This is a genomic window from Mariniflexile fucanivorans, assembly GCF_004341235.1.
In the GTDB taxonomy this organism is placed as follows: Bacteria; Bacteroidota; Bacteroidia; order Flavobacteriales; family Flavobacteriaceae; genus Mariniflexile; species Mariniflexile fucanivorans.
Window position 1 is genome coordinate 87900 of record NZ_SLUP01000003.1, and the last position, 18999, is coordinate 106898.

Here is an 18999-nt window from a genome sequence, read left to right on the forward strand (position 1 = left end):
TCTTTTTCTTTTAAGACCCTCAGGTTATTCATTACAATTTACACCATAAGATTTTAATAATGTGAGGCTTAAAAAAACCATTCCAATAAACAAATTCATTTAATTTATGCTTACTTTAATCAATGTTTTTCAAATAAGGTAATTCGTCGATTATAATCGTTATGTACAGAATAATTAAATATAATTATAACTGAACATTATATTTTTACGTCAGAAATAAATGCTTTTTAACAAACATTAAATTTCGATTAATAGCACTAAATAATTTTAAAATAACAAATTTTTCTGTCGGATGATATAAACTACAACCTGACAAAATAAAAATTTATAGTCTATTGATCTTAAATCCCTCATCTAAATGTTTGTTGTTTTAATACGTCTATATTTAAAATATTTACAGTTACATATTAAACTTGCTATTTTATGCATTTAAATAATTTAACACCTCTATACACTATACAAGGGCCTGCACTTACATACCCCATATCAACACTGCATGAGCTATTTGAGAAACAAGCTTTAGCAACCCCTGAAGCCATCGCTCTTGAATTTGAAGATGAAAAAATTAGTTATGATGAATTACAAAAAAGAATTAATAAAACAGCTCATTACTTATGGGATAAAGGCATTCGCCCCAACCAAATTGTAGCGCTTTCTTTAGATAGAAATCCCCATTTAATAGTTTCCATTTTTGCTATTCTTCAATGTGGTGCTTCCTATGTGCCTATAGACACAGGTTATCCTTTAAAAAGGTTAGAACTAATTGTTGAGGATGCTAAGGCAAGTTTTTTTATTAGTAGCGCTTCAAATACAGGCGTTTCAGAAAAATCAAAAAACATCTTTTTTGAAGATATATTAGGAAACTGGAGTGAACTTCCTTCAAGTACACCCAACTGCAGTGTTCAACCACAAGCAACGGCCTACATCATTTATACATCTGGTTCCACAGGAAAACCTAAAGGCGTACAAGTTTCACATCTTAACACAATTAATCTTGTTTATTCCATGGGAAAAGAACCTGGAATTAATAAAAATGATAAAATTTTTGCAGTAACTACCATTTCATTTGATGCTATGGTGATGGAAATATTTCTTCCTTTATTACATGGTGCTTGCATTGTTTTAATTGATGAAGAAACTAGACTTGATGGCGAAATATTACTAAAAAAAGCTTTTGATTCTAAAATCAGCCTTATGTGGGGAACTCCCAGTATATGGCAAATACTTTTAGATTCTGGCTGGACACAACCTTTAGCCATTAAAGCATTAATAGGCGGTGAACCTGTGCCGCTAAACTTGGCGCATAAACTTTTGGAACTTTGTAGCGAAGTATGGAATATTTATGGCCCAACTGAAACTACAGTGTGTGCCTTTCTTACTAAAATTTCGAAAGCAGATGATCCTATTACCATAGGTAAACCTATAGCCAATACGCATGCTTATTTTTTAGATGAAAAAGGAAACCCTGTTGCTTATGGCGAAATTGGAGAAATAGCTATTGGTGGTGATGGCGTTTCATTAGGCTATTTAAATAGACCTGAACTAACTCATGAACACTTTATTAAAGATCCTTTTACGACCTCAGCTAATAAAAAAATGTACTTATCGGGCGATTTGGGTAAAATTTTACCAAACGGACAGGTGCAATGCCTCGGTAGAAAAGATAACCAAGTAAAAGTAAGAGGTCATCGTATTGAACTAGGTGAAATTGAAACCATTCTAGACACACTTCCAAACATTAAAAAAAATGCAGTGGTTGTTAGTAATTCTATAGGTAGCGAACCTAGATTGGTTGCCTATTTACAATCTGCCGTACCCGATCAAGATACGAATGTGTTACGACTTCAACTGGAAGCTATTCTTCCTGACTACATGATTCCCTCTATTTTCATGTGGGTAACTGAATTTCCCATTACCACAAATGGAAAAATAGATAGGAAAAACTTACCACAACCTGAATATGTAAGACCTGCTTCAGCTCCCTTATTAAAAAACCCAAGAACTGCTCTCGAAAAAAACATAGCATCTGTATGGAGAGAACAGCTTCAAATACCAAATATTGGTATTGATGATAATTTTTTTGAAATGGGTGGAACCTCACTTCTTACCCAAAAAGTAGTGACGCTAATGAAAAAGCGGTTCCACTTAAAAGTACCTGTAACGAAAATTTATCAATTTCCTACAATAGCTGGTATTTCTAAATACATAGAAGATGAAGAAACCACCAAGCCACTTGTAGATTACTCAAAACAGAAAGAAAATAAAACATCTGCTGATGTTGCCGTCATTGGAATGGCTATACGATTTCCAGGAGCCTCAACAATTGAAGAATTGTGGGATGTACTAAAAAATGGCAAGGAAACTGTCTCTTTTTTCACACCTGAAGAGCTCGATATATCTATTTCTGAAACATTAAGAAAAGATCCCTTATATGTGAGTGCTCGCGGCGTAGTACCATCTGCCAAATATTTTGATCCCCATTTTTTTGGTATCAATCCAAAATTGGCAGAAGCCATGGATCCACAGCAACGTTTATTTTTAGAAATTGCATGGGAAGCTTTAGAGCAATCTGGATATCTTCCTAAGCATTACACAGGAAGTATTGGCATATATGCTGGTACGGGCACCAACACCTATTATAAAAAAAATGTACTTCCCAATAAAGAATTATTAAACCAAGTAGGTGTTCTTCAAGCAGATACCGTTAACGAAAAAGACTATATTGGTAGTAGAACAGCTTACCATTTAAATTTAAAAGGTCCTGCCGTAAGCATTCACTCTGGATGTTCAACATCGCTACTCGCCATCGCTCAGGCCGTAGATGCCATTAGAAATAACCGTTGTGATGTCGCCTTAGCTGGTGGTTCTAGTGTTACTGCTCCTATTAATAGTGGGCATTTGTATCAAGAAGGATCTATGTTGAGTCCTGATGGGCATTGCCGATCTTTCGATGCCAACGGAAAAGGAACTGTTTTTAGTGATGGTGCTGGAGTTGTACTACTTAAAAATTTAGAAGCTGCTAAAAGAGATGGCGATGTTATACATGGAGTTATAAAAGGAATAGGGATTAACAATGATGGTGGAGATAAAGGTAGTTTTACAGCACCAAGCACCGAAGGACAGGCAGGTGCTATTTCTAAAGCATTGCTAGATGCACAAATAAACCCTTCAGAAATTAGCTATGTTGAAACCCATGGTACAGCAACACCTGTTGGAGATCCTATCGAAATGGAAGGATTGCGTTTAGCTTTTGGCAAACAGCCAATAAACAAATACTGCGCTATTGGTTCTATAAAAAGTAATATGGGGCATCTTACAGCAGCAGCAGGTGTTGCTGGCCTTATAAAAACCATATTAGCTTTAAAACATAAAAAAATACCAGCATCGCTGGGTTATGAAAAACCTAATCCATTTATTGATTTTGAGAATAGCCCATTCTATGTTAATAATACATTGAGTGATTGGACATGTGAAGGTAAAAGACGTGCAGGCATCAGCTCTTTTGGTGTTGGTGGTACCAATGTCCATATTATAGCCGAAGCATATGAAACAACGCCACAAGTTTCAGGTAAAACGAAACCATTACAAATTATAACATGGTCGGCAAAATCTGAAAATAGTCTTAAAGCTTATAAAAAGGCACTAGGCAACTTTATAAAATCTTCACCAGAAACGAATATAGCAGATATTGCTTGTTCGCTTAGTGCTACTAGAGATACATTTAGCAAGCGTAGTTTTATTTTAGCAAATGGTTCTGAAAACGCATTTAGCCAATTGTTATCAAATGATAAGGCTTTAATTAAATCTTCAGATTTAAAAGTAGTTCCTGCAAATTTAGCATTTCTTTTTCCTGGTCAAGGGGCGCAATATTTACAAATGGGTAAAGCTTTGTATGAACATGAAACTATTTTTCGTGAAGCTGTAGATACTTGTTCGGAAATATTATTGGAAGCTTTTAAATTTGACATCCGACGTATTATCTATCCTGAACATAATACCGCAGAGACAGAAGAACGCTTGAAAGACACTCAATTTACCCAACCCGCTTTATTTGTTGTAGAGTATGCACTTTCGCAACTTTGGATGCATTGGGGTATAAAACCAACGCTTCTTTGCGGACATAGTGTTGGTGAGTTTGTTGCAGCGCATTTAGCAGGTGTTTTCACTTTAAAAGATGCTTTAATATTAGTAGGCATCCGCGGAAAATTGGTAAGCAACCTCCCTAGTGGCAGCATGCTATCTATAAGAACAACCCATGAGAATTTAACTGAATTTTTACCAAAAGAACTTTCTATAGCTGCTGTAAACTCCGATCAATTATGTGTAGTTTCAGGTGAAAATAAAGCGATCGAACAGTTTGCAAAAGTTTTAGAGGATAAAAATATTTATAACAAATTACTTCTAACAAGTCATGCATTCCATTCTACAATGATGGATCCTATTTTAGAAGCATTTGAAGTAGAAGTTAGAAAAGTATCATTAAATGTTCCTCGAATTCCTATTATTTCAACAGTCACTGGAACTTATTTAAGGGATGCAGAAGCAACAGACCCAAGCTATTGGACTCATCATTTACGTGCAACCGTACGTTTTTCAGACGCTATGGAAACAGCGCTTCAATTAGACGATATTGTTCTATTGGAAGTTGGACCTGGTTCTGCATTAACGACCCTGTCTAAACAGAAAAAGAGATCTCAATCGGCAAGCTCCATTTCAAGTTTGGCTATCCCCAATGAACATGAAAATGCCTACCATACGGTTTTGAATGCTTTAGGGCAACTTTGGCTTAAAGGCATAGAACCCAACTGGAACGCATATTATAAAGGACAGTCCAGACAAAAAATTTGGTTACCGGCTTACGCTTTCGACCGTAAACTTTGCTGGGTAGAGCCTCCTGTTTTAGCAATACCGCATGAAAATTTTAATACATCCGTTGATTCTATACGTAATCATTCGATACAACCTCAAATCGATACCATTACAGATTCAATCAATAACCAACAAAGACAACCACGAATGGATACAACATTACAATTAGATAGAAAATCAATCATTCTTGAAAAAATTTCAGACATCATTCTAAATACTTCTGGGATGGAGTTGGCTCCATCGGAACACAATCATAGTTTTCTAGAACTTGGCCTAGATTCATTGGTATTAACTCAAATGGCTATTACCTGTAAAAATGAGTTTGACACACCCATTACCTTCCGACAATTAAATGGTGAATTTAGCACCCCGAACCTTCTAGCCTCTCATTTAGATAAAAATTTACCGCCAGATCGTTTTGCAGCTCCTGCAGTACCAGCAGCAACTCCTGCTATGCATGCTACTATTCAAAATGGCACTCCAATATCTACGTCTATTCAAACTTCTTACGAAGCATCTCATGGAAATACGAATTCGGCGATAAGCCTTATTGGCCAACAATTACAATTATTAGCAAAACAAATAGAATTATTGCAAGGAACAAATCCTGTGCAACCTGTAGTGCAACAAACAGTTCAGCAACCTGTACAGCATGTTGCAAAACCGATACCTAATCCATCATCCGAAAGACTTTCAGAAGATGAAATAAAAGAACATAAAAAGCCTTTTGGTGCTTCTCCAAAAATTGAGAAAGAAGCCACCGAATTAAACACCACACAGGAAACCTTTTTAAAAGCATTAACTGCTTCTTATAATAAAAAAACAGCGGGTAGTAAAGCATATACCCAAAAGCATCGTTCGCACATGTCGGATCCCAGAGTCGTTTCTGGTTTTAAACCTTTAACCAAAGAATTGGTATATCCGCTAGTGATAGGTAAATCTTCTGGAAACAAACTGTGGGATGTGGATGGTAACGAATATATTGATGCCTTAAACGGGTTTGGTTCATGCCTATTTGGACATCAACCCGATTTTATAAAAGAAGCATTACATAATCAAATAGAACTTGGTTATGAAGTGGGGCCACAACACCCATTAGCTGGAGAGGTTAGTGAATTACTTTGCGAATTAACACAACACGACCGCGCTGCTCTTTGTAATACAGGATCGGAAGCCGTATTGGGAGCCATGAGAATTGCCAGAACCGTAACAGGCAAATCACTCATTATCGCTTTTTCTCGCTCTTACCATGGTATTATTGATGAAGCATTAGTAAGAGGCTCACGAATGAAAAAAACATTTCCTGCTGCCCCGGGTATCATGCCAGAATCGGTTCAAAACATGTTGATTTTGGATTATGGTACGGAAGAGAGTTTACAAATAATAAGAGAAAGAGCCCATGAGTTGGCCGCTGTTTTGGTAGAACCCCTACAAAGTAGAAGACCCGAATTTCAACCTGTAGAATTTTTAAAGGAAGTACAAAACATCACTAAAGCATCGCAAACCGCTTTAATTTTTGATGAAATTATTACAGGATTCCGTATGCATCCGCAAGGGATGCAGGGTATTTATGGCATTAAAGCAGATATTGCTACTTATGGCAAGGTTATAGGAGGCGGCTTGTCTATTGGTGCTATCTTAGGAAGCTCAAAATATATGGATGCGCTTGATGGTGGGCATTGGCAGTTTGGAGATAATTCGTTTCCAGAAGTTGGGGTTACCTATTTTGCTGGCACATTTGTTCGTCATCCATTGGCGCTCGCAAGTGCCAAAGCTTCGTTGTTACATTTAAAAGAACAAAGTCCAAAGCTTCAAGACGACTTAGCCGATATGACAGAATATTTGGCACATGCACTAAATACTCTTTTTAAAAATAATGATTTACCTATGGAAATCAATTATTATAAATCGTTATGGCGATTGTCTTTTTTAGAAGAAATTCCTTATTCCGAATTAATTTTTGTGCTTATGAGAGAAAAAGGAATTCATATTTGGGACGGATTTCCTTGTTTTTTAACAACGGCTTATAACCAAGAGGATCTAACTAAAATTATCGATTGTTTTGCTGAAAGTATTGAAAAAATGACCGATGCTGGAATTTTCAAATCACATTCAAAAAACGAATCCAAGGACATCCATAAATCTTCTCATGCATTAAATACACCGCCACAGGAAGGTGCACGCTTAGCCATTGACGAATTTGGAAACCCTGCATGGTATTTAAAAGATGAAAACAAAGAAGGCGAATATTTAAAAATAGAGCTTTAAAAATATATACACCCAACAAGTTATACTTAACGAATGTTTAGATGATAAATCCAGAAGCTAAAACAGATCAGAACAAAGCTGCTTTCAATCCATTTGCTGGATCGGAAGTTGAAAGTATTACATATGTTACACAATCACAATCAGAATTATGGACTGCCTGTACATTAGGAGGTGTTGATGCTAATAAAGCCTACAATGAGTCTATTTCTCTTATTCTAGAAGGAGAACTTGATACAAGTTCTTTAGAATATGCCATACAAACACTTATAGAAAGACACGAATCTTTACGCGCTACGTTTAGTACAGACGGACGTTTTATGACCATTTTTAAGAATCTTCCAATAATCATTAAACACCAAGATATATCAAATTTTACGGGTACTGAAAAAGATAAATTCATTGCAAATTATTTATCTAAAGATGCCAATTACATTTTTAATTTGGTTAAAGGCCCTTTATTTAAAGCTGGGTTCATTAAAATAGCCGAACACAAACACCAATTAGTCCTGACTGCTCACCATATTATTTGTGATGGTTGGTCTTTTGGTATCATGCTTGAAGAATTGGGAAGTCTTTACACCGCTCATAAACTTAAAATAAATCATACGTTACCAAAAGCTGAAAGTTTTATAACTTATACCGATGAACAACAGGCTTTTTTAACAAGTGAAGAATATAATGCAAATGAAATTTATTGGCTAAACCAATTTAATAATTCAGATCCTGAATTAACATTACCTACCGATTTTCCAAGACCGCGACTAAGAACTTATAAAAGTGAGCGTTTTGATGCGAAAATGAACCCCTATTTATTAGAATTTCTTAAAAAAACAGGTATTGAGGCAGGCTGTAGTTTTGTTACAACGCTTTTAACCGCTTTTGAAGTTTTTATCTGTACACAAACAGGTCAAGACGATATTGTTATAGGTTTACCTTCTGCAGATCAAGCGGCAAGCGGAAGAACACAAATGATTGGACATTGTGTAAATTTGCTGCCCATACGCAGTAAAATGGATACTAACATGAGTTTTAGTGACTATTTAAAACTTCGAAAAGTACAACTTTTTGATGCTTATGAACACCAACGTTTCAGTTTCGGACAACTACTTCAAAAACTTAATATTTCAAGAGACCCATCAAGAGTGCCGTTAGTTCCTGTCGTTTTTAATATTGATATGGGAATGGATGACTGTGTTTCATTTCACGATTTAAAACATACATTAAAAAGTAACCCTCGTGAACATGAAATTTTTGAAATTTTTCTAAATGCAAGTGGCTCTAAGGATGATTTAGTTTTTGAATGGTCGTATAAAGAAGCGCTTTTTAAACCTGAAACTATTAAAAACATGATGGCTTCTTTTGAAACCATTATAGAAAAACTCATATCCAACCCCAACAAACCACTATCAGAGATAATAACTAGTGACTATGTACCTTATTACAATGAACTAAACAATACGGAAGCTGTTTACCCAACAGAACCGTTGCACATATTATTACAAAACCAAGCTAAGCTGTTTTCTAACAAAACGGCCATAGAATTTAAAGATACCCAAGTTTCCTATGAAGGGTTGCAAAAAAGAGCGAATCAATTATCGCATTACTTAATAAATGAAGGTGTATCTACGGGCGATTTAGTAGGCGTTTCATTAAATCGGGGTCCAGAATTACTGGCTACATTAATGGCTATTTTACAATGTGGAGCAGCGTATGTACCTTTAGATCCTAACTACCCAAAATCTAGATTGGAATTTATACTATTAGATTCTCAAGCAAAGTATCTTATTACAAATAAAGATAATTCGCTACATATTGATGATTCTATTAAGCAGCTGTATATTGAAGATGCTCTATTGCAAGAAAACACGCTTCCTAACACCCCTTTAGATGTTGTTGTTAATCAAAATGATCTTGCTTATATTCTTTACACATCAGGTTCAACAGGAAAGCCAAAAGGTGTTCCCATAACGCATAAAAATCTAGTAAACTTATTATTTAGCATTTCTAAAGAACCTGGAATTACTGAAAATGACAAATTTTTAGCAATCACCACTATTTCATTTGATATTGCTGGTGTCGAACTTTTTTTACCAATTTTAAATGGTGCCTGCATAGTGATGGCAGATGCTGAAACAGCTCGTAATGGAGAGTTATTGCTCGATATACTAAAAACAAAGGAGATAAGTATTGTACAGGCAACACCTACTACTTGGAAAATGTTATTAGAATCAAAATGGGTACAACCATTACCCATAACAGCTTTTTGTGGTGGTGAAGCTTTAACTTCTGAACTTGCACAAAAAATAATGTCTAAGTGTAAAAAGTTATGGAATATGTATGGGCCTACAGAAACCACCATATATTCTATTATTAAAGAAATAAAAGCAGATGACGAATTAATTACCATAGGCAAACCCATTGCAAATACACAAATTTTTATATTAAATGCATCAGGTCAGCTAGCAAAACCAGGAACTATTGGAGAGATCACCATTGCTGGAGATGGTGTAGCAGAAGGTTATTGGAAACGCCCCGAATTAACTGCAGAGAAATTTATAAAAAATGCATTCAACTCAAATACGAATACAGTCCTTTATAGAACTGGCGATTTAGGAAAATTGCTACCATCAAACAACATCCTTTGCTTAGGCAGGACAGATCATCAAATAAAAATACGTGGTTACCGCATTGAACCAGAGGAAATTGAAAAAACACTCATACAGTTAAACAATATACAAGAAGCTGTTGTACTTGTAAATAATGATGCCTTAATAGCTTTTGTGAAACCTATAGCGTTTGATAACTTCACAAGTGAACATATTAACGAATGGAAATCCAATTTAACAGATAAATTACCTTCGTATTTTGTTCCAAATCAAATTAAAGTTGTTAAAGAATTTCCAACAACACCTAATGGAAAATTAGATAGAAAAGCGCTTTTAGATTCAGAAACTATAAAAGTAGAAGCAAGTCATATTTCAGAACCAAAAACAGATACAGAAAAACTAATTGCTAGTATTTGGAAAAAATACCTACATCTGGATTATGTGGATGTTAGAAATAACTTTTTTGAATTGGGTGGTAATTCACTCATTGCTATTCAAGTTATGAATGAACTAGAAAAGGAAACAGGTAAAAAACTCCCTTTATCTTCTCTATTTGAATATTCAAACATCGAAAAATTCTCCCAGTTATTACATAGCGAAAATAACACTAACACATGGAGTTCTTTAGTGCCCATAAAACCTCAAGGCACAAAAACACCTATATACATGGTGCATGGTGCAGGTATGGAAGTTTTAATATTTAAGGAATTGGCTAATAATCTGGATCCCGACCAACCTGTTTATGGATTACAAGCCAAAGCTCTATTTAATGATTCTAACTCTTTTGATACCATCGAGAAAATAGCAATACATTATGTAGATACTATTTTAGACGCCAATCCAAATGGTCCCTTTGCCTTAGCGGGGTATTCCTTTGGTGGCATTATCGCTTATGAAATGGCGAGAACGCTTATAGAACGTGGCAAAAAAGTAACCATGGTTGGCTTGTTTGATACCGTTATAGAACCACATTTTTATCACGAATCTCCAGTTCAAAAAAAAGCAGCTATACATGCTTACAAAACGAAAAGAAGGTTACAGTTTTTAAAAGAAATGACACAAAGTTGGGAAAACATCAAATTTCACATCCATAGAAAAAAAGACTTTTTACTAAACCAGTATGTGCAAACTAAGCATTTTGAAACCGATCAAGATCAAATAAAATATGAAGAATTTTTAAAAACAGAAAGCATCATTCAACCTATAAAAGACAAGTATTACATGCGCCCACAGCCTATTAACGTCGATTTATTTAGAGCAGAAGAACACACCTCCTATCTAGACGATACCATATTTACAGGCTGGAAAGATTTTGCTTTAAATGGTGTAACTGTTCATAATACACCCGGAAATCATGATACCCTTCTAACTTCTGAAAATGCAAAAGAAGTGGCTCGTATTTTTCAAAATGTACTAGATGTAAGGAATAGAGAACTATTTAAAATGAAGCCGCTCTAATTTTAGAATTTGCAACATATTCTTAAAAAAACATAAAATATTTACAAAAATTAATTGAAAAAGGATATGTAAAAACTTTATTCATATTTTATATATAACCAGAAAAAACAGTATCAATTAACAGTGATAATTTGTTGAAACCTCAAGAATTAATATATAATATTTAGAAATTAACATTTTTCAATAAAATTTCTTATTCCTTACCATAAAAAACAAATATTATCTTAATTTCGAACGTAATATTTCAATTCAAAAAAATATATGAAAGTAGCATTTATTACTGGGGTTACCGGACAAGACGGCGCCTACCTAAGTGAATTTTTATTAAAAAAAGGCTATCAAGTACATGGGCTTAAAAGACGATCTTCGTTATTTAACACCGATCGTATTGACCACTTATATCAAGATCCACATGTAGATAACCGAAATTTTTTCTTGCATTACGGTGATATGACCGACAGCACGAATTTAATAAGACTTATCAAAGAAATTCAACCAGACGAAATTTACAATTTGGCGGCTATGAGCCATGTACACGTGTCTTTTGAAATTCCAGAATATACAGGTAATGCGGATGGTTTAGGAACTTTAAGAATTTTAGATGCGGTTCGTTTATTAGGCCTTGAGAAAAAAACAAGAATTTATCAAGCGTCTACTTCTGAACTCTACGGAAAAGTACAAGAAGTACCACAATCTGAAACGACACCTTTCTACCCAAGAAGCCCGTATGCCGTCGCTAAAATGTATGCGTTTTGGATTACAGTAAACTACCGTGAAGCTTATGGTATGTATGCTTGTAATGGTATTTTATTCAATCACGAATCACCCATTCGAGGGGAAACGTTCGTAACCCGTAAAATTACCCGTGCTACTTCTAGAATCGCACTTGGTTTACAAGATAAAATATATCTTGGAAATTTAGATGCTAAAAGAGATTGGGGTCATGCTAAAGATTATGTAAGAATGATGTGGATGATTCTTCAAGCTGAAGAAGCAGAAGACTGGGTGATTGCAACAGGAAAAACCACTACAGTGCGCGATTTTGTTAAAATGGCATTTGGCGAAGTTGGTATTGAATTAGAGTTTAAAGGCGAAGGTGTTGATGAGAAAGGTTATGTAAAATCTTGCTCAAACCCTGAATTTAATTTAGAAATAGGTAAAGAAGTATTAGCAGTAGATCCTAAATATTTTAGGCCAACAGAAGTAGAATTACTTATAGGTGACGCTACAAAAGCAAATACCAAATTAGGTTGGATTCCTGAATATGAATTAAAACATTTGGTTAAAGATATGATGGCCAGCGATGTTAAGCTCATGAAAAAAGACCAACATATTAAAGAAGGTGGTTATCAAACTTTTAATTATTATGAATAATGTTTTAATTGTTTAACTGTTAAATCGTTTAATTATTTAACTGTCTAACTGTGCAACTTTGCAATTTTGCAATTTTGCAACTTTGCAACATAATAAAGAACATGGAAAAAAATTCCAAAATTTATATTGCTGGTCACCGAGGTTTAGTGGGCAGTGCCATATTAAAAAACCTGAAGGCCAAAGGGTATAGCGATTTTGTGACGCGTACCCATAGTGAACTAGACCTTAAAGATAGTACTGCTGTGGCTCAATTTTTTGCTACTGAAAAACCAGATTATGTATTTTTAGCTGCTGCTAAAGTGGGTGGTATTGTAGCCAATAATACCTATCGTGCCGATTTTATTTATGAAAATCTCATGATTCAAAACAATGTACTTCACCAAAGTTATATACATGGTGTAAAAAAATTGATGTTTTTAGGAAGCACCTGTATTTACCCAAAAAACTGTCCTCAACCCATGAAAGAGGATTATTTGCTTACCGATGTTTTGGAATACACCAATGAACCTTATGCTATTGCTAAAATAGCGGGTATTAAAATGTGTGAAAGTTATAACATTCAATATAACACCAATTTTATTTCGGTGATGCCTACCAATTTATATGGACCTCATGATAATTTTGATTTAGAAAAATCGCATGTATTACCTGCCCTTATTAGAAAAATGCATTTAGGTAAGGCTTTGGAATTGAACAATTGGGATTTAATTCGTAAAGATTTAAACCACATGCCTATTGAAAATGTTGATGGTAGTGCCTCTGAAGAAAGCATCTTTAGTGTATTAAATAAATATGGCATTAGTAATAGTGGCGATGCCATTCAATTAGAAGTTTGGGGTACTGGAAACCCGATGCGTGAATTTTTGTGGAGTGAAGATATGGCAGATGCTTGTGTGTTTTTAATGGAGAACCGCAATTTTAAAGATTGTTTTACCCAAAGCACTTCTGAAATACGCAATACCCATATTAATATTGGCACCGGTATCGATATTTCTATTAAAGATTTGGCTAACCTAATTAAAGATATCATAGGTTTTAAAGGAACGCTTTATTTTAATGATACAAAACCAGACGGTACTATGAAAAAACTGACTGACCCATCAAAATTACACGCCTTGGGTTGGAAGCATAAAATAGATTTAGAAACAGGCATAAAAAAAGTATATGAGTGGTATTGTAATGAAGGGGCTTAATTTTAGCCGGCAATTAAAAATTTAAAAATCAATAACAAAGGTCTAACGAAATAATGCTATTTCGTTAGACCTTTGTCTTTAAAATAATCGATGAAATCATCAAAATAACGTTAAAATCAAAAAAAATATTTTTTTTAAAGTCCAAAAAGTTATCGAAAGCGTATATCACATTAATGAATTCATTTTTTTCACAAATTTAAATTCAGCATCAACACTTTATCGAAAAGATATTTGTATTTCATCGAAAATAAAAGACTTTAATCGTTTGTTTTTAAGTATTATAGTATTTTTGATAAGAAAAAACAACCAAAACCAACCAGTTATCTGTGAAGTCTATATTTTTAGCCATTAGTAATTTACTATTAATATCCATGTTATTTTTTTCATTTGAAGGAATGGCTCAAACCACCCCACTCATGGAATCATTTAACAGTTCGGGTAGTATAGCAAAGGGCAGCTCCGGTTCGGTAAGTTATTCTATTGGACAAGTCATTTACACCTATATAGGAGATAACACCATAGAACAAGGCATACAACACGGAGACCTCTCTCAAAAAACTTCTGAGGAAACTGAAGAAGAAAATAATAAACCTGAAGATATTGATTCTGGCGAAGACCTAGAAACCACCCCCGCCGTTAACGTGTTAATTTATCCAAATCCTACTACAGACTTTATTAACATTTCAACCGAAGGGCTTGTGTTTGAAAATGAAAACAACTCGTATCAGCTCTTTAATTATCAAGGGAAGCTTTTAATGCAGAATAGCATGAGTCAGGATAACACACAAATCAATTTAGACAATTTAAGTTCCTCTATGTACATCTTGCGTGTGTTTGTTAACAATAGCCTTTACAGAACATTTAAAATATTAAAAAAATAGCCTAATGAAATATATAGTTACTTTCATACTTTTTGTAGCCGTAACGGTTAGTATATCTGCTCAAACACCAGAAAAAATTAGTTATCAAGCTATAATAAGAGCCACTGATAATAGCTTGGTGGTGAATTCTAACGTAAGCATCAAGATTATTATCCATCAAGGCACCATAACTGGCACAACGGTTTATCAGGAAACTCATAACGCCACAACAAATGCTGGTGGACTTGTAAGTTTAATAATTGGTAATGGAAGCTCATTAATAGGTAATTTTAGTCAAATAAATTGGGCGCAAAGTTCATATTTTATAGAAACCCAAGTAGATGTAACTGGCGGAACAAATTATAATGTTATTGGAGCCAGCCAGTTATTAAGTGTGCCATATGCATTACATGCAAAAACAGCGACCAGTATCACGGGGCCTAATCCTTATAAAGCCGCTATTATTTCTTTTACTGCTTCCAGAAACTTAGCAAGTTCCGATATTAACAACACCGTGGCATGCACTTCTACAGCGACCCTAACACTACCATACGGTTTTTCCTCTATGGCTATAGGCGACACTATAAACTTAGAAGCACATAATGGTGCTACCTTAACCGTGAAGGCAGAAACGGGCGTTACACTTAATTACACGAATGGATCCAGTGCCCAATATGTAAGCACAACAGGAACCGTACGATTTGGTTTACTTAGAAAAACAGGAACTAACGCCTATATAATTTCTGGACAATGAGGTTTATAATTTTCTTTTTATTTTTTTCAACAACGGTATTTTCACAGAACTACCATTATAGCCTGGAACAGCCAAAACCTGTTGAAACAGATAAAATCGCACCTACGGCTCCTACCAATTTAGTAGTTAGCAATATAGCAACTTCTACCATTGATATCACTTGGACAGCATCCACAGATAATGTAGCTGTTACCAATTATAATATTTATAACAACAATACGTTACTGCGGGCTTCCATTGGTAATGTAACGTCTTTTTCACTTACAGGATTAGCCCCTGCTAATAATTATAATATCACCATTAGAGCTTTAGATGCCTCTGGTAATATATCTGGTAATAGTAATGCTCAAACCTTTACTACTATTGGCACTCTTGATACAACACCTCCTACAAATCCTACTAATTTGATAGCGAGCAACATTACAGAAACCACCGCAGACCTTTCATGGACAGCCTCCACTGATAACGTTGGTATTGTAGATTACCAAGTGTACAATAATGGAACACTTTTAATGGCTTCTATTGGTGGTAATGGTACCTCTTTAACCTTAACTGGTCTTAGCCCCGATACAAACCACAACTTAACTGTTCGTGGAATAGATGCCGCTGGAAATATTTCTCAAGACAGTAATACATTAAATTTCACAACCCTGTTTGTTGATACCATTGCCCCTTCCATTCCAACAAATTTAGTGGTTAGCGATATAGCAACTTCTACCATTGATATCACTTGGACAGCATCCACAGATAATGTAGCTGTTACCAATTATAATATTTATAACAACAATACGTTACTGCGGGCTTCCATTGGTAATGTAACGTCTTTTTCACTTACAGGATTAGCCCCTGCTAATAATTATAATATTACCGTTAGAGCTTTAGATGCCGCTGGTAATATATCTGGAAATAGTAATGCTCAAACCTTTACTACTATTGGCACTCTTGATACAACGCCTCCTACAAATCCTACTAATTTGATAGCGAGCAACATTACAGAAACTACCGCAGACCTTTCATGGACAGCCTCCACTGATAATATTAGTGTTGTAGATTACCAAGTGTACAATAATGGAACACTTTTAATGGCTTCTATTGGTGGTAATGGTACCTCTTTAACCTTAACAGGTCTTAGCCCCGATACAAACCACAACTTAACTGTTCGTGGAATAGATGCCGCTGGAAATATTTCCCAAGACAGTAATACATTAAATTTCACAACCCTGTTTGTTGATACCATAGCCCCTTCCATTCCAACAAATTTAGTGGTTAGCGATATCACACAATCTAGTGCCACTTTAACATGGACGGCTTCAACAGATAATGTTGCGGTGACCGATTATAAAATTTACAATAATGGTACTTTATTAGTAGAATCAACTGGTAAAGTAACTACTTTTTCCCTTTCTGGGCTTGCAGCCAATACAGCTTACAATTTAACGATTAAAGCCAGAGATGCTGTGAGTAATGAATCTGATGCTAGCAATAACGCAGAGTTTACAACACTTCCTGCTCTTTTGGCTGAAAACTTACCAGAGGAAAAGTTGTATTTTGATTGTTATTTATTACCACTTTCAAGAAAATCTGAATTACAAGACGCTTTAAACACCTACGGATGTGTGAGATTAGAACAAGGGGATTATAGTGGCACAGCAATTACATTAACCACGGGTCAAAGCCTATATGGTCACCCAGATATTTCAATTGTTCCTAATATAACTATAAAGGCTGGCAGCAGAAATATATGGGTAGAAAGTATTACTTGCGCAGGATATGGTTCTATTGATTTTCAAGCAGGTGCAACCACTTCTAACTGTACATTTAAGAATTTAAGAGATTCGTTTATTAGTACAACGGGAGGGCAAATTGAAGATAATTTATTTATTAACATAAGATGCAGAATAAATTTTGATTGTAGTACTTCTGGATTTGTGCGAAATAATAATTACACACTTCATCAAGTACAAGGATGGTCAGACCAATTTGTACAAAAAGGAAATAATGGTACACCTAGTTATGGTGATGTTCACACCTTCACAAACTGGCTAACTCCTAGTGGTGATACTGCTACACTTGAAAACATACAAGGTATTAATTTTATTGGTTTAGATTCAGAAGGCTGGAACTTAAATAATAATGGAACTAAAGCCATGTTTCACGCTAGAGATTGCGGAGATATAAAAATATCAAATTTTGGAGGTGGTACTTATGTAACTAATCCACCACCTTTTGATATTGAAGCTGAAAACGTAACCTTTTTATATAAAGGCATTAATGGTAACCTTACAGGAACAAGTATAGTGCAACCTAATACTAATATTTTTAACGTTTATTCTTTTGGGGATGATTATACATTTAATGGTACTGGATTTAATTTTAAATCACATGATGAAGGTAGTGACGATGCTTATCTTAACAGTGTTAAATTATCAGCAACAATAACAGACCCTACAACCATTTTAAGTCTAAGCAATATTATAAAAGGAACTGAATATACCCCTTATGCACGCCCTACGTGGGAAACTTTACCAAACCCAACGGGTAATAACTGGATGGCTGAAAGAACAGGTAAAACAGATAGTGCTTCATACATTCAAGGCTTAATAGATGCTAATGATGTGGCAGAATTGCCCGAAGGCATATTTTATATTGGTTCCACATTAACATTGACTAACGGCAAAGGAATAATAGGTAAAGGAACTGGAAAAACAGTTATTGTAGGATTAACTGACAATTTTCCATTAATTACTGTTGATGATGTAGGTAGCTTTTATGTATCTGTTAGTTATATGACATTACAGGGTGGAAGTCAAGGCATCCTTGTTCCTAATAGAGCATATCAACTAACAGCAAGTAGATTCAAATTTTTGGTGTTTAGAAATCAAAACTACGGGTTTCACATGGAAAAATGTTATGCGTTGGATAATAACTTTTTCGATAATGTAAGTTTTGTAGATTGTAATATAGGTTTTTTTCAAGATCCCGATCCAACACATTCTTCAACCCCTGGAGGAGATAGGTATGACGATACAGCTTACGTTGACAAAGTGATGTTTTATAAAAGTCAAATTATTAATTGTGGTATTGGGTTTAGTATGAAAGGAGATAGAGCAAATAACTTAAATGCTTGGGTTGATTGCTTATTTGATGGTAACGGTTCTGCTTTTGTTTTTGGAAATCACAACTACCCTATCGTTGTAAATAGTGATTTTAGAAATCATACAGGGGATTATGTTGCTTATGTTGGAAGCCCTATAACATTTCATTCTTGTAACTTTTATAATAATACTACAGATGATATTTTTGATGCTAAATCTTTTATAGCTGAAGGTTGTAATTTTTTAGATGATGTTCCTTTAAACTCTTATAACCAACCTTATGAAACATTCGGGTATGTGCTTAATTCTACAGTAAAGGGTGATATAGGTAAAATAACAAGGGGTATGTTTGTGAATAGCACGTTAGCATCAAACCCTTTATACAGTAAATTACTTGTAAATATAGAAAGTGAAAGTAAATTCACTATATTATTAAATACAAGTCCAAAACCCAATCCTCAGTATTTAGTAAAATACTGATTTTAACAAAAAAAATCTGAAAAAACAACAATCATTTTTGAC

7 protein-coding genes are annotated in these 18999 nt (G+C 34.7%); all 7 read left to right on the forward strand.

Annotated features, from left to right (window positions below):
* Window positions 1-423 precede the first annotated feature (423 nt).
* The 7 genes from EV196_RS07125 (at window position 424) to EV196_RS07155 (ending at window position 18957) form a co-directional block, all read left to right on the forward strand.
* Entirely contained in the window at window positions 424-7137 is a 6714-nt protein-coding gene (locus EV196_RS07125; RefSeq protein WP_132216823.1) for a polyketide synthase, read from the forward strand.
* Window positions 7138-7178: 41 nt separating this feature from the next.
* Window positions 7179-11201, forward strand: coding sequence for a non-ribosomal peptide synthetase (locus EV196_RS07130; protein WP_132216825.1), 4023 nt, complete (start codon window positions 7179-7181; stop codon window positions 11199-11201).
* Between the two features lie 261 nt (window positions 11202-11462).
* Window positions 11463-12575 (forward strand): GDP-mannose 4,6-dehydratase, encoded by a 1113-nt coding sequence (gene gmd / locus EV196_RS07135; RefSeq protein ID WP_132216827.1) that lies wholly within the window; start codon window positions 11463-11465, stop codon window positions 12573-12575.
* Window positions 12576-12676: 101 nt separating this feature from the next.
* Complete coding sequence (locus EV196_RS07140; protein ID WP_132216829.1) at window positions 12677-13768, forward strand: GDP-L-fucose synthase family protein; 1092 nt, start codon at window positions 12677-12679, stop codon at window positions 13766-13768.
* A gap of 416 nt (window positions 13769-14184) precedes the next feature.
* The gene (locus tag EV196_RS07145) at window positions 14185-14649 is read left to right on the forward strand and encodes a T9SS type A sorting domain-containing protein (protein WP_165876119.1); all 465 of its coding nucleotides are present in this window, start codon (window positions 14185-14187) and stop codon (window positions 14647-14649) included.
* 4 nt (window positions 14650-14653) lie between these two features.
* Complete coding sequence (locus EV196_RS07150; RefSeq protein WP_132216833.1) at window positions 14654-15382, forward strand: hypothetical protein; 729 nt, start codon at window positions 14654-14656, stop codon at window positions 15380-15382.
* The gene (locus tag EV196_RS07155) at window positions 15379-18957 is read left to right on the forward strand and encodes a fibronectin type III domain-containing protein (RefSeq protein WP_132216835.1); all 3579 of its coding nucleotides are present in this window, start codon (window positions 15379-15381) and stop codon (window positions 18955-18957) included. Before EV196_RS07150 ends, EV196_RS07155 begins: the two co-directional genes overlap by 4 nt.
* The last annotated feature ends 42 nt before the right edge of the window (window positions 18958-18999 follow it).

Coding starts and splice junctions, on each gene's coding strand:
- EV196_RS07125 (WP_132216823.1), top strand. CDS start 424: ATGCATTTAAATAATTTAACACCTCTATACACTATACAAGGGCCTGCA.
- EV196_RS07130 (WP_132216825.1), top strand. CDS start 7,179: ATGATAAATCCAGAAGCTAAAACAGATCAGAACAAAGCTGCTTTCAAT.
- gmd (WP_132216827.1), top strand. CDS start 11,463: ATGAAAGTAGCATTTATTACTGGGGTTACCGGACAAGACGGCGCCTAC.
- EV196_RS07140 (WP_132216829.1), top strand. CDS start 12,677: ATGGAAAAAAATTCCAAAATTTATATTGCTGGTCACCGAGGTTTAGTG.
- EV196_RS07145 (WP_165876119.1), top strand. CDS start 14,185: ATGGAATCATTTAACAGTTCGGGTAGTATAGCAAAGGGCAGCTCCGGT.
- EV196_RS07150 (WP_132216833.1), top strand. CDS start 14,654: ATGAAATATATAGTTACTTTCATACTTTTTGTAGCCGTAACGGTTAGT.
- EV196_RS07155 (WP_132216835.1), top strand. CDS start 15,379: ATGAGGTTTATAATTTTCTTTTTATTTTTTTCAACAACGGTATTTTCA.